The sequence below is a fragment of the Streptomyces sp. bgisy130 genome (genome assembly GCF_057708345.1).
Genome location: NZ_JBYISA010000005.1, coordinates 142,672 through 161,578 on the forward strand (window position 1 = coordinate 142,672; position 18,907 = coordinate 161,578).

General features: G+C 70.5%; 12 protein-coding genes and 1 pseudogene. All 13 read left to right on the forward strand.

Annotation, left to right across the window (positions count from 1 at the left end; all coding sequences use genetic code 11):
* Positions 1–25: 25 nt before the first annotated feature.
* The 13 genes and pseudogenes from nirB (at position 26) to AC3EUV_RS09645 (ending at position 18,674) form a co-directional block, all read left to right on the forward strand.
* Positions 26–2,680 (forward strand): nitrite reductase large subunit NirB, encoded by a 2,655-nt coding sequence (gene nirB / locus AC3EUV_RS09585; protein ID WP_435602646.1) that lies wholly within the window; start codon positions 26–28, stop codon positions 2,678–2,680.
* The gene (nirD, locus tag AC3EUV_RS09590) at positions 2,680–3,072 is read left to right on the forward strand and encodes a nitrite reductase small subunit NirD (RefSeq protein WP_435602647.1); all 393 of its coding nucleotides are present in this window, start codon (positions 2,680–2,682) and stop codon (positions 3,070–3,072) included. The genes nirB and nirD overlap by 1 nt, the downstream gene beginning before the upstream one ends.
* A 119-nt stretch (positions 3,073–3,191) precedes the next feature.
* Positions 3,192–3,689 (forward strand): SRPBCC family protein, encoded by a 498-nt coding sequence (locus AC3EUV_RS09595; protein ID WP_435602648.1) that lies wholly within the window; start codon positions 3,192–3,194, stop codon positions 3,687–3,689.
* A 140-nt stretch (positions 3,690–3,829) separates the two neighbouring features.
* On the forward strand, positions 3,830–4,135 hold the full coding sequence (locus AC3EUV_RS09600) for an ArsR/SmtB family transcription factor (protein WP_018088131.1): 306 nt from the start codon (positions 3,830–3,832) through the stop codon (positions 4,133–4,135).
* Positions 4,136–4,373: 238 nt separating this feature from the next.
* Positions 4,374–5,318, forward strand: a complete 945-nt coding sequence (locus tag AC3EUV_RS09605) for an oxidoreductase (protein WP_435602649.1) — start codon at positions 4,374–4,376, stop codon at positions 5,316–5,318.
* 28 nt (positions 5,319–5,346) lie between these two features.
* On the forward strand, positions 5,347–5,904 hold the full coding sequence (locus AC3EUV_RS09610) for an RDD family protein (protein WP_435602650.1): 558 nt from the start codon (positions 5,347–5,349) through the stop codon (positions 5,902–5,904).
* Between the two features lie 136 nt (positions 5,905–6,040).
* Positions 6,041–7,228, forward strand: a pseudogene (locus AC3EUV_RS09615) (APC family permease); the annotation flags it as partial.
* A gap of 163 nt (positions 7,229–7,391) precedes the next feature.
* Entirely contained in the window at positions 7,392–8,189 is a 798-nt protein-coding gene (locus tag AC3EUV_RS09620) for a maleylpyruvate isomerase family mycothiol-dependent enzyme (protein ID WP_435602651.1), read from the forward strand.
* A gap of 91 nt (positions 8,190–8,280) precedes the next feature.
* Entirely contained in the window at positions 8,281–8,649 is a 369-nt protein-coding gene (locus AC3EUV_RS09625) for a hypothetical protein (RefSeq protein ID WP_432141658.1), read from the forward strand.
* 157 nt (positions 8,650–8,806) lie between these two features.
* Positions 8,807–9,301, forward strand: a complete 495-nt coding sequence (locus AC3EUV_RS09630) for a hypothetical protein (RefSeq protein ID WP_432141657.1) — start codon at positions 8,807–8,809, stop codon at positions 9,299–9,301.
* 122 nt (positions 9,302–9,423) lie between these two features.
* Positions 9,424–14,262 (forward strand): toxin glutamine deamidase domain-containing protein, encoded by a 4,839-nt coding sequence (locus AC3EUV_RS09635; protein ID WP_435602693.1) that lies wholly within the window; start codon positions 9,424–9,426, stop codon positions 14,260–14,262.
* 4 nt (positions 14,263–14,266) lie between these two features.
* On the forward strand, positions 14,267–16,432 hold the full coding sequence (locus AC3EUV_RS09640) for an SUKH-4 family immunity protein (protein WP_432141656.1): 2,166 nt from the start codon (positions 14,267–14,269) through the stop codon (positions 16,430–16,432).
* A gap of 82 nt (positions 16,433–16,514) precedes the next feature.
* Entirely contained in the window at positions 16,515–18,674 is a 2,160-nt protein-coding gene (locus tag AC3EUV_RS09645) for an SUKH-4 family immunity protein (protein WP_432141655.1), read from the forward strand.
* The last annotated feature ends 233 nt before the right edge of the window (positions 18,675–18,907 follow it).

An 18,907-nucleotide genomic window follows, 5' to 3' on the forward strand; every position in this document is an offset into this window, starting at 1 on the left:
ACAGCCGGACCGCAGGCTGATGAACATGACCTCGATGCCGCCGCACCCGGAAGCCACGCCAGCCGCCGCGCCTGGCACCACCCCCACCCTTGTCCTCATCGGCCACGGCATGGTCGGCCAGCGCTTCCTGGAGGAGCTGGCCGACCGCGGCGTCACCGAGCGGACCCGGGTGGTCGTGCTGTGCGAGGAGCCCCGCCCGGCCTACGACCGCGTCCAGCTGACGTCGTACTTCGCCGGCCGCAGCCCGGACGACCTGAGCCTGGCCGATCCGGACTTCATGGCCCGCCACGGCATCGAACTGCACCTCGGTGACCCGGCCACGGCCGTCGACCGCACGGCCCGTACGGTCACCGCCCGCTCCGGCCTGACCGTCCGCTACGACACCCTGGTGCTGGCCACCGGCTCGTACCCGTTCGTGCCGCCGGTGCCCGGCAAGGACAGTGCGGGCTGTTTCGTCTACCGCACCATCGAGGACCTGCTCGCGATCGAGGAGTACGCCGAGAACGCCCGCACGGGTGTGGTGGTCGGCGGCGGGCTGCTCGGCCTGGAGGCGGCCGGGGCGCTGAAGGGGCTGGGGCTGCGCACCCACATCGTGGAGTTCGCGCCGCGGCTGATGGCCCTCCAGGTCGACGAGGGTGGCGGCCGCGCGCTGCGCCGTACCGTCGAGGAGATGGGCCTGGAGGTGCACACCGGCGTCGGCGGCAAGGAGATCGTCGCGGACGGGGCCGGTGCGGTGACCGCCATGGGCCTGTCCGACGACTCCCGTATCGAGACCGATCTGGTCGTCTTCTCGGCCGGTGTCCGGCCCCGCGACCAGCTCGCCCGGGACTGCGGGCTGCCGGTCGGCGAGCGCGGCGGCATCGTCGTCGACGAGCGGTGCCGCACCACCGACCCCGCCGTGTACGCGATCGGCGAGTGCGCGCTGGCCGCCGACGGCCGGGTCTACGGTCTGGTCGCGCCCGGCTACGACATGGCCCGCGCGGCCGCCGGCACCATCGCCGACGCGCTCGGCACCGGCCCCGGAGCGCCGGACGGCTTCACCGGCGCGGACCTGTCCACCAAGCTCAAGCTGCTCGGGGTGGACGTCGCCTCCTTCGGCGACGCGCACGGCGCCACCGACGGCTGTCTGGACGTGGTCTACTCCGACGCCCGCAGCGGTGTCTACAAGAAGCTGGTGATCGGCGCCGCGGGCGAGCTGCTGGGCGGGGTGCTGGTCGGCGACGCCGAGGCGTACGGCATGCTGCGCCCGCTGACCGGCAGCGTTCCGCCGGTGTCGGCCGAGCAGCTGGTGCTGCCCGCCGGGGCCGAGGGCGGGGCCGCCGCGCTCGGCCCGTCGGCGCTGCCGGACAGCGCGGTGCTGTGCAACTGCCACAACGTGACCAAGGGGACGGTCCGGGCGGCGGTCACCGAGCACTCCTGCGGCACCCTCCCCGAGGTCAAGAAGTGCACCAAGGCCGGTACCGGCTGCGGCAGTTGCGTCAAGTCGCTGACCGCCGTGATGAACGACGAGCTGGCCGCGTCCGGCGCCACCATCGACACCGGGCTGTGCGGCTGCTTCCCGCACACCCGCGCCGAGCTGTACGAGATCGTGCGCACCCTGCGGCTGACGACCTTCGCCGAACTGCTGGACTCGCACGGCCGCCCGGAGGCGCGGAACGGCGACGGCTGTGAGATCTGCAAGCCCACCGTCGGCTCGATCATCGCCTCGCTCGCCCCCAGCGTCGGCGCCGACGGCTATGTCCTCGACGGGGAGCAGGCTGCCCTCCAGGACACCAACGACCACTTCCTCGCCAACCTCCAGCGCAACGGCTCGTACTCGATCGTGCCGCGCATCCCCGGCGGGGAGATCACCCCGGACAAGCTGATCGTGATCGGCGAGGTGGCCCGCGACTTCGGCCTCTACACCAAGATCACCGGTGGTCAGCGGATCGATCTGTTCGGCGCCCGGGTCGACCAACTCCCGCAGGTATGGGCCCGGTTGGTGGACGCCGGCTTCGAGTCGGGACATGCGTACGGCAAGGCGCTGCGCACCGTGAAGTCGTGTGTGGGGCAGACCTGGTGCCGCTACGGCGTGCAGGACTCGGTCCGTATGGCCATCGAACTGGAGCTGCGCTACCGGGGGCTGCGCTCCCCGCACAAGCTCAAGTCCGCGGTCTCCGGCTGCGCGCGGGAGTGCGCGGAGGCCCGCGGCAAGGACTTCGGCGTCATCGCCACCTCCAACGGCTGGAACCTCTACGTCGGCGGCAACGGCGGCGCCGATCCTCGGCACGCCGATCTGCTCGCCCAGGACCTGAGCGACGCCGAACTGATCCGGCTGATCGACCGGTTCCTGATGTTCTACATCCGCACCGCGGACCGGCTGGAGCGCACCTCCGCCTGGCTGGAGCGGATCGAGGGCGGCCTCGACCACGTCCGGGACGTCGTCGTCCACGACTCCCTGGGGCTGTGCGACGAACTGGAGGCCCTGATGGCCGCCCATGTCACCCACTACCGCGACGAATGGGCCGAGACCCTCGCCGACCCCGAGCGGCTGGCCCGCTTCGTCTCCTTCGTCAACGCGCCCGACGCGCCCGATCCGTCCGTCCGCTTCGTGCCGGAGCGCGACCAGGTCAAGCCGGACCTGACGCTGCTGGCCGGCCCGACCCTGCCCGTTCGCACCCTGGAAGGGACCTCCGTCTGATGACCACCGCCACCGCCACGCGCACCCGCACCGAGGAAGACATCGCGGCCGCCACGGTCGAGATCCGCTGCCCCCAGGGCTGGGTCGCGGTCTGCACCCTGGACGACCTCATCCCGGGGCGCGGGGTCGCCGCGCTCCTCCCGGACGGCACCCAGGCCGCGCTCTTCACCGACCGCGCCGGGCAGCCCTATGCGATCGGCAACCGCGACCCGTTCACCGGCGCCCAGGTGCTCTCCCGCGGCCTGACCGGCTCCGCCGACGGCCGCCCGTTCGTGGCATCGCCCCTGCTCAAGCAGCGTTTCGACCTGGCGTCGGGCAGCTGCCTGGACGATCCGTCGGTCTCCGTACCGGCGTATCGCGTACGGACCGGGAGCGGGGAGCGCGCCCACTGAGACCTGTCCCCGCCGGGACGCAATGCGCAACCCATCGGTTGCACCTCCTGCCGCCACGTGCAACCATTGGGTAGCACGTAAGGCATCAGCCGATCCGAGAACGGCAGGAGGCGCACGCCATGAGCACCGACAGCCACCAGAACACCGACAGCGGCGCGGGCGGCAGCAGGGACCGCATCGAGCGGGAGATCAGCATCGCCGCGCCCATGGAGCGGGTGTGGGCCGTGCTCACCGAACCGGAGCACGTCGGCTCGTGGTTCGGGCAGGGCAAACCGACGCCGGTCGATCTGCGGCCGGGCGGCATCATGGAGCTCGACCACGGCGAGTACGGGCAGTTCCCGACCACCATCGTGACGGTGGACCCGCCGCGCTACTTCGCGTACCGCTGGGCCAGCGCCTTCCCGGGCGAGGTGGCGACCGAGGGCAACTCCACCCTCGTCGAGTTCACCCTCACCCCGGACGGCGACGGCACCCGGCTGCGCGTCGTGGAGACCGGCTTCGCCGCGCTCAGCATCCCCGCGGACCGGCAGCCGACCGCCGGGTACGAGAGCCACTCCGAGGGCTGGTCCGGCCAGGTGGAGAACATCCGGCGGTACACGGAGCAGCTCGCGGCATGACGAGGGACGCGGGGGCAGGAGCGGGACGGCCGGGGGCGGGGCCGGACGGGGGGCCGGGGAGGGGTGCGGGGGCCGGAGCGGGTTCCGGTCCGGGCTCCGGCCCTGTCCCCGGCCCGGACGGCGGTGCGGGCGGGGACGCCGTGGCCGAGGTGTTCGCCGCGCTGGCGGACCCGACCCGCCGCCGGATACTCGACGCCCTCGCCGCGCACGGCGAGGCGACCGCCACGGTCCTGGCGGCGGAACTGCCGGTCAGCCGCCAGGCCATCGTCAAACATCTGGGGGTCCTGGACCGGGCCGGTCTGGTCGCCGGCCACCGGGAGGGCAGGGAGGCCCGCTACCGGGTCATCCCGGAGCGGCTGGGGGTCACCGCCCGGTGGATGGACCGGGTGGCCGCCGCCTGGGACACCCGCCTCTCGGCGATCAAGCGCCTCGCCGAAGGGGAGTGACCGGGGCGGCGTGACGGCGGGAGCGGTGCGGCGGGAGCGGTGCGGCGGGAGCGGTGCGGCGGGAGCGGTGCGGCGGGAGCGGTGCGGCGGCGGTGGGCGGACCGGCAAGCGGCCGTGGGCGGACCGGGGCGGCAGCGGCCGGTGTCCGGGCGCGCCGCACCCGTCACCTCCGTCCCTCCCACCCCATCCGCCCCACCGCCCGGCGTAACCTGGTTGCCCCCTACGGAGGAGTGCAGGCGTGACCAGGTGGAACACCAGCCACATCCCCGACCAGACCGGCCGCTCGGTGGTGGTCACGGGCGCGAACAGCGGTATCGGCTATGTCACCGCCCGCGAACTGGCCCGCCAGGGCGCCCGCGTACTGCTGGCCTGCCGCAACGAGACGCGCGGGATCGCCGCGCTGGACCGGCTGCGCTCCGAAGTTCCCACCGCCGAGGCCGAGTTCCGGTCACTGGACCTGGCCGATCTGTCCTCCGTACGGGACTTCGCCGCCGCCCTCGACGACTTCGACGGCGACCGCCTCGACCTGCTCATCAACAACGCGGGCGTGATGGCCCTGCCGCACCGCACCACCGCCGACGGCTTCGAGATGCAGTTCGGCACCAACCACCTCGGCCACTTCGCGCTGACCGGGCTGCTGCTGCCCAAGCTCCTCGCCACCCCCGGCGCCCGGGTCGTCACGGTCTCCAGCATGCTGCACGCCCTCGCCGACCTCGACTACAGCGACCTCAACAGCGAGCACTCCTACCGCCGCTGGATCGCCTACGCCCGCTCGAAGAGCGCCAACCTCCTCTTCGTCCACGAGCTGACCCGGCGGCTGGCCGCGGCCGGCTCGCAGGTCGTCGCGGCCGCCGCGCACCCCGGATACGCCGCCACCAATCTCGCGACCGAGGGCGTCCGGATGGAGGGCCGCGCCGCCACCGAGCGCATGGTCGAGCGGGCCAACCGGGTGCTCGCCCAGTCCCCCGACGGCGGCGCCCTGGGTACCCTCTGCGCGGCCACCGCCCCGCACATGCGGCCGGACTCCTTCATCGGCCCGCGCAGCGGACTGCGCGGCGCACCCGCCCAGTGCTTCCGCGCCCCCTGGACCAAGAAGGACGCGAACGGCGAGCGCCTGTGGGCGGCCTCGGAACAACTCACCGGTGTCCGCTACGACTTCTCCCGGCCCGCCACGGCGTTCTGACCCGCACGGCATGGAAAAATCCGGACCCGTGTACGAAAGATCTTTCCCTCCGCAGCAACCCTCCCCGCAGGGCCCGCCACTGCACCAGCAGCCCTACCCGCCGCAGCCGTACGCCCCGCAGCCGGCCGCGCAGTCCCCGTACGCGCCGCCCGCCGCGGCCGTGCGCATCCCCGACGAGGCGCGACCGCTGCGCCGGTGGGGGGCGCTCCTCCTCGACGGTCTGCTGGCCCTGACGGCCGCCTACGTCGCCCTGAACTCCGCCGACCACGCCGGTCTGCCCGCCCTTCAGACCTGCTACGCGGTCGCCGGCGCGGGCTTCGGGCTGTCGTTCCTCAACCAGGTCCTGCTGACCCGTATCGCGGGCGCCAGCCTGGGCAAGTTCGCCGTCCGTACCCGCGTCATCCGCGAAACGGACGCCAGCCGTCCGCGACTGCCCCGGCTGTTCCGCCGCTGGCTGGGCGGCTACCTCTTCATCGTGGTCTGGATCATCGCGGCGTGCTTCGAGATGGAGGACGACCCCGAGGACTTCTGCGGGATCCGCCTGGTCCGCCACAAGGACCTGCGAGCACTCGTTCCGACAGCCTGACCGGCCCCACCCCCGTCAAGAACGCGTGAAGAACGGTCCGTCGCCCGCCAAGGGGCCGCCAAGGCCGCGGGCGCCGGCCGTCGCGCCCCGCACGCTGGCCTGGTCCCGCACGGTGCGCACGGAGGTACGACGAACAATGCCGCAGGTGTCCCCAGCCGATGGCCGACCGGAGGAACCACCGGATACCGCCACCGTCACCGCCGCAGCCACCGCCAACGGGCGGGGCGGAACGGGCGACGGCCTCCACTCCGAGGCCGGGGCCGGAGCCGGGGCTGGGGCCGGAGCCGGGGCCGACTCCGGCATCTCCAACGCCCCCCGCGGCGCCACCGTTCCCGAACCCGACGCCCGGCACCGACTCACCGCCCTCCAGGGTCTGGCCGCCCTCTCCCTCGACGCCATGGCGTCCGTGGCCTACGGCCCCGAGGCGATCGTGCTGGTCCTGGCCGCGGCGGGCGGCCACGGCCTCGGTTTCACGCTCCCCGTCACCCTCGCCATCGCCGCCCTGCTCGCCGTCCTGGTCGCCTCCTACCGTCAGGTGATCGCGGCCTTCCCCAATGGCGGCGGCTCGTACGCGGTGGCCAAGACGCACCTCGGCCGCCGCACCGCCCTGTTCGCCGCCGCCTCCCTCGTCCTCGACTACGTGCTGAATGTCGCGGTCTCGGTGACCGCCGGTGTCGCGGCCCTGACCTCGGCCTTCCCCGCCCTGCACGACGACCGGGTGGGTATCTGCCTGGCAGTCCTCGCCCTCATCACCGCCCTCAACCTGCGCGGTATCGCCGACTCAGCCAGGGCCTTCCTCGTCCCCACCGCCGTCTTTGTCGGCGCCGTCCTGACGATGATCGCCGTCGGGCTGTTCCGTACCGCTCCCGCCGCCACCGTGGCCGCCGACGGACACGCCTCCGTCGTCGCCGACAACGCCACCACGGTCGGCGCCCTGCTGCTGCTCAAGGCGTTCGCGGCCGGCTGCTCGGCGCTGACCGGGGTCGAGGCGGTCGCCAACGCGGTGCCCTCCTTCCGGGCCCCGGCGGTCCGGCGTGCCCAGCGCACCGAGGTCGCGCTCGGCGCGCTGCTCGGGGTGATGCTGATCGGGCTGTCCGTCCTCATCGGCCGTTTCCACCTCCAGCCGGTGGAGGGCGTCACCGTCCTCGCCCAGCTCGCGGACGCCTCGCTCGGCCACCACGCGGCCTTCTACGTCGTCCAGTTCGCCACCATGGTGCTGCTGGCCCTCGCCGCGAACACCTCCTTCGGCGGCCTGCCCGTCCTGATGGGCCTGCTGGCGCGGGACAACTACCTCCCGCACGTCTTCGGCCTGAAGGCGGACCGCCCACCTCTGGCAGCGCCTGCTCCAGAACCAGCGCGGCGCGGTCGTCGCCCACGCGATCCGCCGCGACACCGACGCGGTGATCTGCCGGCTCCGCTTCCGCCTGACGGCGCCCGCTCACACAGGGTGACAGCGCATTGTCAGTGGGTGGCCCTACCGTGACGACATGGACGCCACCATGGATTACGACGACCACTGCGCCGAAATCGTCCAGCAGGCCGAGCTGCTGAGCTCCCACCTCGACGAGAACACGGCCCTGACCACCTCGGTGCCCTCCTGCCCCGACTGGAACCTCGCCCAGCTGCTCCGGCATCTGGGCGAGGCCCATCGCTGGGTCGAGCACCTCGTCCGGACCCGGGCGACCGAGCCCCCGCCGGAGACCGCACTCCGGGTCCTCCCCCGCGAGACCACCGAGACCCCTGCCGCCCTCGCCGGCTGGCTCACCCAGGGCGCCCGGCTCCTCGCGGACACGCTCCGCGCCGCCGGCCCCGACGCCCGGATCTGGACCCCGCTCCCCTCCGGCTCCCCGCGCTTCTTCGCCCGCCGGATGGCCCACGAGACGGTGATGCACCGGGCCGACGCCGCTCTCACCCTCGGCGCGGACTTCACCGTCGACCAGCGGGTCGCCCTCGACTGCCTCGACGAATGGATGGAACTGGGCTCCCTGCCCGAGATGTTCGACCACCACCCGGACCGCCGCGCCCTCCTCGGCCCCGGCCGCACCCTCCACTTCCACGCCACGGACACCCCACCGGACGCGGCCGCCGACTGGCTCGTCGACCTCACCGGCGACACCCTCGCCTGGCGCCGCGCCCAGGAGCCGGCCGCCGTCTCCGTCCGCGCCCCCCTGACGGACCTCCTGCTCCTCATCTACGGGCGCGTCCCGGGCGACCGCGACACCTTCGCCATCACCGGTGACCAGGAACTGCTGGAATTCTGGCTGTCACAGGTGCTGTTCGGGTGAGGAGGGGCACCCCGGAGGCGAACCGATCGGGCCGTCACGGCGTGAGTTAGGTTGACCCTCATCCGCATGTCCAGCACCAAGGAGTCAGAACATGACCGATTCCGACCAGTCTGGCAGCGTCCCGGGCCTGCCCCCCACGCCGCCCCCGCTCCCCCCGCAGACCGGACCGCAGCCCGTGCCGGCGAACGCGGACGAGGCACTGGAGATCGGCCGTCAGCACTTCCCCGAAGTCGGTTCACCCGGCGGCCCGTCCGGTCTGTTCGTCCATGAATTCGACATCGGCTACCTGATCCACGCGAGCTGGCCGCCGCCCGCGGACCCCACCGCCCCGCCCGCGGAGCCCGGCGGAAGCAATGTCGTCATCGCCAAGACCGACGGCGAGGTCTCCTTCCTGCCCAACTTCCCCCCGGAGTCGGCCGTGGAGCTCTACCACCGCCTGCGCGGCGGTCACACCTCCTGAGGCTTCCCGGCCTCGGTCGCACCCCTGAAACCTCCCGGCCGGAGCTCCACCGACCACGCGCAGAGCGCTCCGCCCGCAGCACCTGGTGGGCTGTCAACCGCGCCAGTTAGGCTTTGGCTTGAATTTTGACCGGGTCAGCGCGAACACGGGGGACGTCATGGCCGGAGCCGGTGGTTTCCAGACCGATGTGGAGAGCCTCAAGGCTCAGGGCACCAACTTCGTCAAGCTCGGTGAGGACTTCTATTCCTCGGTCGCCCGGCTGATGGACGGCCTGCACGCCCTGGGGGCCGGGCCGCCCAGCAACGGGCAGGAAAAGCCGCCGCCGGAGAAGTCGTTCGGTGAGCAGTTCGTGAGCGGTCTGACGACGTTCGACAGCAAGGACGGGGCTCCGCCGTGGGGCGATGACGAGATCGGCGAGAAGTTCGGTGTCGTCTACGAAGGTGTGCGGGACGGCATGAACGAGTCGATGGGCCATCTCTCCGCCCAGCTCCAGAAAATCGGCAAGGCACTGACGTCGATGTCCAAGAACCATGCCGAGAACGAGGACTTCAACGACTCGCTGATGAAGCAGCACGTCGAGAACCAGCAGGCGTGGCGCGACCCGACCGTCGACGACACGGTCCGCACCTCGATCACGCCCGTCAAGCACTGACGCCACCGGCCGGTTCCGGGGATACGGACGCGGCGGCCGTTCCGCGCGGCCCGCGTCCGCCACACGCCTAGAAGCACTTTTCTAGAAGTACATTTCACGGGGGAGCTTCCGCCTTGTCTGTCATGCTGCCTGATCCGCTTGAGTGGGTCCTGGACATGCTCGGCTTCAACTGGCCGCACGCGGACGAAGACAAGTTGCTGGAATGCGCGCAGGTCTGGCGCAATTTCGCGGCGGAGGTGCAGGGGCATCAGGCCCGGGGTGCCACCTATGCGAGCAATGTGCTCGCCGAGAACTCCGGCGATGCCATCGAGGGCTTCGGCAAGGCGTGGGAGAAGTTCTCCGGGAATTCGGGGTATCTCAACGATGCCGCGCAGGCGGCCGAGGTCATCGCGTTCACCTTCGAGGCCGCCGCCACGCTCGTGATCGGCATGAAGGTCGCCGTGATCGTCCAGTTGGCGATTCTGGCCGCGGAAATCATCGCGGCCCAGGCCGCGGCCCCCTTCACCCTCGGTCTGTCCGAAATAGGCGCCGCGGCCGCCACGTTCGCCACCCGCGAGATGGTCCGCAGGATCCTCAAGGAGGTCGCCAAGCAGCTCCTTGACGCGATCATGGAGGCCGCCAAGGAGCCGGTGATCTCCGCGCTGGAGGCCATGGCCTCCGACCTCATCGCCCAGACCGTCAACCAGAACTTCGGCGCCCAGAAGGGCTACGACCTCGGCCGCACCGCCAAGGAAGGCCAGAAGGCCGCCACCGACGCCCTCAAGAACACCGGCGAATCCCTCGGCGAAAGCCTCCGCGACGGCGCCGGCGGCCGCGCCGGACGCCGCGCCCGCAACGGCCTGGACAGCGCCGCGGGCCACGGGAGCGACGGCAGCGACTCGACGGACGGCGGCAGCGGCGACGGCGGGTCGAGCGGGTCGGATAGCGGGTCCGGTGGCTCCGGTCGTGGGTCGGGCAGCGGGGCGGGGGCCGGTGACGGGGCCGACGGGGGTGGCTCCGGCAGCAGCTCGGGAGCGGGCTCGGGTACGGGCTCAGGTACGGGCTCGGACGGCGGCTCGAACAGCGGTTCCGATGGGGGCGGTTCCGGTTCCGGTTCCGGTCGCGCCTCCGGCGACACCGGCGGCAGCGGCAACCGCGGGGGCGTGGACTCGGGCAGCGCGGACTCCGGCGGTTCCACCAGCCACTCCCCCCGCGCCTCGGACAACGTGGGCACAGGTACGGGCACGGACGGCGGCAGCGGCTCCCGTACGGATTCCGGCGCGGGCTCCGGTACGAACCCCAGCTCCGGCTCGGACGCAGGCGCGGGCACGGGCACCAACCCGGGCCCCTCCGCCGACAGTTCCTCCCCCGGCTCGGACCCCTCGCGCAGCGTCCCGGAGGCCCAGCCCCTCCCGCCGCCGGGCCAGCGCTCCCCCTTCGACGAGGGCTACTCCGGCGGCAACGACAGCCCGTACGGGACGTCCCCCACCCCCGACTCCGGGCACGCTCCGGACAGCGGCCCGACCCCCGACTCCGGGCACACTCCCGAGTCGGGCCCGACCCCGACCCCGGACGCCGACTCCCCCAGCACCCAGCCCACCCCCGACAACACCCCTGACTCAGCCCGCCCGGACCCGGACAACATCACCACCCAGCCCGCACGGGACACCACCCCGGACGCCCTACGCCCGGACGCCGACAACATCACCACCCAGCCGGCCCCGGACCACACCCCGGAAGGGGCGCGCCCCGCCCCCGCCCCGGACAACGCCCCGGACGCGGCCCGCCCGGCCCCCGCCCCGGACCCCATCAGCACCCAGCCCGCACCGGACCAGTCCCCCCAACAGGGCGGGCCCGCACATCCGGACGCGCCCCAGGCCGCGCCGGCACCCTCGCCAAGCCCGGACCCCGTAGCCGGCAACCCGCCCTCCAACAGCGACAACTCCCCCGACGCGGGCAACAACAGCACCTCCAACGGGGACAGCTCCACGGGCGGCGGCCGCACCTCGATGCCGCACGCCGGCACCCCGCCGCAGGGCGCCCCCGTACAGCACAGCCCGTCGTCCGGTCAGCCCATCCAGCAGCGTGACCCGGCTCCCGGCGACCCCATGCCCACGGTGGACGACCCCGACGACACCACCGTCACCACCCAGTCCGCGGGCACCGCAACCCTCCCCCCGCCGACCCAGCACACCGCCGACACCGGCACCCCCACCACCCCCTCCCCCCAAGGGACCCAGCCCCACACCCCCCAGGCCAACGGCCCGATGATGACGGGCGCCATGCCGCCCCAGGCCGGTGGCACCGGCACCCCCCGCGGCACCACACCGCCCACCGGCAACACCAACGGCAACGCTTCCGCCCGCCCCAACCGCCGCCCCGACGGCTCCCAGGCGATCCACGACGCAAGCCAACAACGACGCCCCGAGCAGCCCGCGTACAACCCGCGCCTCGACGGCCCCCGCCGGGAAGAGACCTCCCGGCCCTACAACCCGCGCCTGGACGGCCCCCGCCGGGAAGAGACCTCCCGGCCCTACAACCCGCGCCTGGACGGCCCCCGCCGCGACATCCCCACCACGCCTCCCGGCAACAACCGCCGCCCCGACGGCTCGCAGATCATCCAGGACCACACCCAGCAGCCCACCCCCGAACGCCCCCCGCACAACCCCCGCCTCGACGGCCCCACCCGCGCCAACGAGCCCCGCCCCGAGGAGAACGCAGCAGGCAACGGCAACCCCGCGACGCCCCAATCCGACCCCGCCCCCACCACAACAGACCAGACCACCCCCGCCGAACCCCACGACCAGCACACACCGCCGGACACATCGGACACGTCGGACGCATCTCACCCCGCAGACCACTCCACACACTCGGACCAGGCGGACCACTCGGAGCAGGCAGACCACTCGAAGAACTCCGACCAGAACAACCCCACTCCCGCCTCCGACACCCGCAACCGCGAGCGTCCCGGCGGTCTCGACGGTCCCACCGACGCGCATCAGCAGCAGGTCGAGGACGCGATACCCAAGGGCGAGGACGGCGAGCCCCAGCGCCACCCCGACCCCGAGGACGGCAACTGGGTCGACTCCATCAACGACCCGGGCCCCGACGCCCCCGGCCGCAGCAACAACTGCGTCGACGCCGCACTCGCGGCCGCCGACACCTACTCCGGCAACCCCACCGCCGCCGCTCACCGCACCCCGGACACCAACCCCGACGGCACGCCCTCCGACCGCGGCGAGAACAACGGCCGCGACCGCATCGAGAACACCCTCGGCGCCCGCTTCAGCGACTACGGCAACGGCCCCAGGGCGTTCAACCGCCTGGAAAACGACCTCCGCAACTCCGGCCACGGCTCCCAGGCCGTCATCGTCACCCAGGACAGCAAGGGCCGCGCCCACGCCTGGAACGTCGTCAACCACAACGGCAAGATCACCTACGTCGACGCCCAGACCGGCCAGCGCAGCAACAAGCCCCTCCACGACGGCACCAACGGCGTCCACGCCATCCCACTCAATGCCAACCGCCGTCCCCTCCAGGATGGTTCACCCCGCCACGACGGAGCCACCCAAGGCGACCGCCGCCCCGCAGCCGAACCCGCAGGCAACGGCAAGGGGAACCAGCACGACCCCTCCCCCGACGACATGGACATCGACGAAGTGGGCCAGCCCCACGACGATTCCGACGTCGACATGGCCGACGCCGACGGTGACGGAACACCGGACCCGACCAAGCTCAACGGTCCAGAAGGCGCGCACGATCCCCAGCTCGGCCTGCCACCGGACGAGGAACAAGAGAAGCTGCGCAGCCCGAAGAACCCCGTTTACAGGCTCGGGGAGGATGCGCTCAGCGACAACTATGGGGCCGATGGACTGTCGCATGTCCATGACAGCCTCCGCGGTTGGGCGCGTGACGGCAGCCTGGCCAGCATCTTGGAACGCGCCGAGGGACGGATGGCGGCACAGCGCCGCGCCCTCGCGGCCGGGAACACCAACCCTCCGCCGACGACCATCACGCGACGGGAGTTGGAGGCCACCCTCGGAGACCGGTTCCGCGCCATGAACGACGGTCAGAAGATGGCAGTGGTCGGCTCTCTGGCGCGAATGAGTGCGGTGTATCACGAGAGTCAGGGCGTCGGGAAAAACCCTGGATATGACTCCCAGCCCTACGCCAACGCCGACGCTCGTCAAGACGGCACGGATGACCTGGCCAAGAGCAGGGATCGAGGAGTGAGTTCGCAGGCCCGCGAGGAAGCGAGCCCTAATTTCCCCGTGAAGCACCGCAGCGCTCCCGAGACCAAGCGCGACATGAAAGAGCTCTACAACCGGATCACCGGAAACAAGGCATCAGCAAAGGGGCCGTCGAAGAAGCAAATCGACGAGATGATCGCCGCGACCGCTGCACACAAGCCAGATTTCTCTGGAAAGAACTACGCAGTTGTCGAGGTCGTTGACGCCGACGGAAATTCGACATACGTCGTGGATTCATCGGTCCCCGCAGAAACTTCGGGAGTGTCTCCGCGCCACTCGGAAAAGCACCTGCTCCAGTGGATCGACCGGCAGAACGAGAAGCCCGGTGGGTCGCAGTACACACTTCGGGGCCTTTACACCGAGCGCGAGCCCTGCGGCAAGGGACAAGGACATGCCCACTGTTCCGACAGGCTCCGCGAGCATGATCTGATGGCCGGCGTGCCCGTGTACTACAGCACGACGTACCGAACGGATGATGCCGGACTCAAACTGCGGTCCAACGAACGCGAACTTCAGAAGAAGAAATTCGCATCCCAGATCCAGGCGGCGCAGGCCATGACCGACGAGAAGGACAGGCGAGCCGCACTGAAGGAAATCAGCAAGAAGATCAACAATGAGGTGAAGAAGAAGAAGTCCGACAAGGAGTTGCTCATGCAGCAAGAAATGGATGACCATCTGGACGTCATCGGTGAGGTTTGGGCAACGACCATGCGTCATATCGTTCCGAGGTAATCACGTGAATCAGCCCAGTACCCCCGGCCACCACCACCTCTCGACCGACGAGGCGGTCTCACGCGTTGTCGAGTGGTGGAACCAAGGGCGTCCCGCCGGCAGCCGCTGCGACATCGTGGGCGGGCACGCCGCGGACGAGGTTCTGCACGAAGTACACCGGCGAACGCCTCGAAGTCTGCTGCTCGATGCCGCGGGGCAGACGCCCGGGGAGATCGTGACGGAGGTACTTGGCTTTGTCGGCGTGCCGACCTCAGCCCACATCAACACGCCGTGGCGCCATTTGCGCAAGTATTTCTCCGCCGACACGTGCATCCTGCTCAAGAACGCACACCGGGCAGGCCGGACCCGGTGTTCGGCGCGGCCTTTGCAGGTACGGGACGAGCTTGCCGGGAGGCTCAGCCACCAGCGCAAGGTCGCCGTGGTCGTTGCCGCTCCGCCACAGGCCGATCCGCCGGCCCGCGAGTTCGTCCTGCATCTAGACGATGGTCCTGAATCCCCCTGGGATTCAGAGCTCGTTGACGTACCGGCGCAGATCCGGGCACTGGCGCTGGCCGAGCCGCGCCGGGTTCCGCTCCGGGTGTGGCGGGAGCTTGCGCAGTCCGCCGGGCTGCGCGATACGGAGGAGGTCATGCTTCAGGAAATCCTCGCCCGGTTCCCCGACCTGGTGACGCACGACTCCGACGGTGTCACATTCGTCGATGAAGGGCTGGCGGAGGCTCTTCGCGAGGCCGCCGACGAGGAGACGGTGCTCCGCGTCAACCGGCACATGGTCGAATGGCTCAGGGAAATGTCCCCCCAATTGCTGCACACCGAGGGGTGGGCGGCCTCGGGGGAAATCGGACGCTACGCCGCACACGGGCTGGCAATGCATGCCGTCCAAGCCGGGCTGTTCCACGAATTGCTGTGCGATGGCTCCCTCATCGCCAACATCACGCAGGAAGCACTGCTTGATGCAGCACATTGCGCCTTCGACGGATCGGTTCCGGGAAACAACCCCGCAGCCGACGCCGTACATCTGTGGAGCTACGGGGTGACCCCACCCACCCAGCCGGAGTGGGCTGCCTGGCTGCATCTGATGGCGACCGCACGCGAGGACTCCGCATTCGCGACAGGCATTGCGGGCTCGGGACTGGGCATGCCGTGGACCACGAGCTGGACCCACTGGCGTCCGCCGGGCGGCTATCACCCGCGCTATCTCACCCCAGGGGTGGTCAATGACCTTTACCCGGTCCATTGGCACGGCCGCCCCGCAGTGGCCGTCGAGTGCGAATCCCCTTCCCCCGTGCACGTCCGGGACATCGCAACCGGCGAACTGCTGGGCGGTCCCTGGTATGGCGACGACCTGCCGGAAGCCGCACAGCAGGCCCTCACCTGGGCCGACCCCGACGCCCATGACACCAGCGGCCCCCTCACCCTCAGCGATTTCGAGGAGGCCGACGGGGCCGACGAAGGCCCCGACGAGGAATTTCTCTACCTCGCCCGGACCGTTGAGGACCGCGTCATCGTGGCCGGCGCGGGCGGCCTGTTCGGTGTGGCGCCTGCCGAGCCAGACGAGTTCCCGGGCCTCACACCGCCGACCGGCCCGCCCCTCTCCGGATGCCCGACCGTGGCCGGCCCCACCCGCCCTGCGCACGCCCCCGAACCCGCCCCGACGGATCTGACGGAACTGCTCGACGAACCCCTCGTCGTGCGCACGCCCATCGACGGCTTGCCGAGCGGCCTCACCGACGCGGCGGCCCGGCGAACGCTCTCCGAAACCGGACTCCCCGTCATGGACACGAGAGGAATCGCCCTGGAACCTGATCTCCCCGGCTTCCTCTCGGAGATCGCCTGGCAGGAGGGCCTGGAGGCGCCCGACGCCGCAGGCCCATTCTTCAAGATCGGCCGATGGATGGGCGGCCTGATCGTCATCGACGGCCCCACCGGCCGCACACTGCGTATGCCCGGCAGCCCTGACGAAGACGGCCTGGAAGGGACACTCGTTGCCACCAGCCTGGATTCCTTCCTTACCAAGGCAGCCCAATGGATCACGGGTCGGCACATCCTCGATGCCACGGAAAACGAAATCGAAGCCCACTCGCTACGACGGGACATCGAAGACACCTTGTGGAACATCGACTGGCGCGGCTCCACGGCGGGGGCGTGGGTCTATCCCCTCCACAATGACTGAGGATCTGCGTCCTTTCGGAGGTGCTGACGCTGGTGTGACGCCGCCCCGGATATCGCCCTGAAGTCGATGGGAGTGCAAGTACGTGGAGTCACCTCCAACTGCCGCGGCGGAGCTGGAAGCCTGGCTCGGTGAGCCGCGGCGCAAGGGCGGCGTGCTCGTATTGCGCGGCGCCGGCGGCTCCGGTGCCGGGCAGGTGCTCGACGACCTCCGTCGACGAGTGCCCGACGCAGTGTTCGTCGATTGTCTCCATCTGAGTGCCGAGGAAGTGGCAATTCATGTACTTCTCGGTCTGGGGGTGGATCCGGAGGCCGCTCACGAACGGCGAGCGAGCTTCTGGAGTGCGCAAGGGCTCATCAACCGTGATGCGGTCGTCTTGCTGGCCAACGCCCAGTGGGCCGGACCCACGATCACCTCGACGGAGCCCGGGCGGGTGCTCCGTCTGGTCGCGGAACGCTTGGGGCGCGATGACCGCCGGTGTCTGCGGATAGTGGTGGAAGGTGATATCGATCGTGCGCGTATCCCCCATCGCCGCCAGTCGCAGGAGGTGTTGATAGCCGATGGCGACGCGCCGGGTAGCGCCGGAACTCTTCAAGAGGCCAGCGCCATGTGCCGGCACCGTGCCATTCAGCTTCTCGCTGCGGCCGAGACGCCCGCTATTGCCTTTCCTGTGTGGTCAGCGCTCTGCGAAGCTTTGGGGCATCGCGCGGACGAGGGCGAGCTCCGGTCACTCGTCGCCCAGTACCCGAACCAGCTGTCTGTGGAAGCCGCCGAGGACGACGCCGAAAGCATTTCTTTCACCACACCCATGACGCGGTCCATCGCTCGCGAGGAAAGCGCCCTCTCCCCCGCGGATCAGCAGGCCCTTTTCCATTACCTTTCCGCGCACGCGGGCACGCCCGAGCTGACGCGATATGCCGCTCAGGCCCTCCCCATGCACGCGGCACTCGGTGGTTCCCTTGAGGAGTTGCTGGGCAATGGTGAGATGCTCGCCCGCACGGAACGCTACGGGCTGCTACAGGGACTTGCAGCGGCCTGGCCGTCGGGTGTACCACAAGGCACCGTCGCGATGGACATTCACTATCTGGAAGCGCAGCGAGTTGATCCCGTATCACGCGGCGAGTGGCTTTCCTGGTTGCACTGGGCGGCAGTGAACCATGGGCAGCACGAGCTGGCAGACGGACTCGCAAACGCCGGCATCGAGCTGCCTTGGAAGACGCTCTGGTCTCATCAACGGCCGTACGGCGTATTCGGTCCGATGGACGGGGAAGTGGGACGCGTCGACCAGGTGCGCGTGGAGCGCAGGGATAACGTGCCGGTCGCCGTGATGAGGCGGGTCGTCCAGTACGACGACATGGGCGGGCCGTTGAACGAGGAGTATGTGGAACGTGTCTTCGCTCTCGATGACGGCACGGAGGTAGGCGCGGAAAGTGTCGTACGGATTCCGCATACCCAGGACACCCCCAGGCCGGCGGAATTCCAGGAGGCCGCAGCGCTACCGGCCCCCAGAACTCCCGATGCCAACAGAAGCATCAGGCCGGCTGGGCCGGGCTGCTGGGTCATCGGCGGGCACGGCGGGCTGTACGCAGTGCACGCAGTGGCCTCGGCCGATGCCGAAGCGGGCGTGTGGGCCACGGGGCCCTACCTCGGCTCTGTAACAAAGGCCGCCACCTGGCAGTGCCCCGAGGAGGCGCTTGCCGATGGTGCCCCTTCGGCGTCATGGCTGGAGAGAATCTTCGGTGGCGGAAGCTGCCGGACAATGAGTGCTGCTCACCTACCCGACGGCCTGCGCAATCCCGCCGCCCGGGAGTTCTTGAACACGACTGGCCTGCCGTACGTGAACGGCCAGATCCCTTTCTTCTCCTCTCTCCCCCTGGACGGACAAGGGCTTCCGGAGTTCGAATGGCCAGACGATGCGCCGGATCCGGAGGCGGAGGGCCCCTTCTATCGGATCGGCTCGTGGAGGGGAGGAGCCGTGGTACTGGACGGATCGAGCGGCGCAGTCCTCCAGGACACGGAGAGCGGCTATTCGACAGTCCTCTTGGCCGGCAGCCTCCCGCAATTCGCCACGGCGCTAAGGCTCTACTGCGAGTACCGCACCAGTTGGCTGTCCACCCTCGCCGAAGTCATCGACGCCCGGTGGAGCCTCAGGGAATGGGCCGAGGAAATCGACCCCGCCACGGAGACCGCTGATCACTGGGACGAGGTATTCGAAGGCGGATTGGACAACCTCGGATCCTATTGACGGAGCGGCGAAATTCCCCGGCGAGACCGTGCACGACAGGAGCAGTAGATGACCAGGCCGCAGGGCAGTCCCACACCGCCCACTACCCCCGAGGAAGCGCTCGCCATCGCCCATAGCCGCCATGCCAAGCCCGCTGCCGGCGGCCGGCAGGCGCCCCGATAGAGCCCCCCGCCCCCGTTATCCACAGACGCAACACACCCCCACCCCCATACGGCACCATGGACGACCGCACC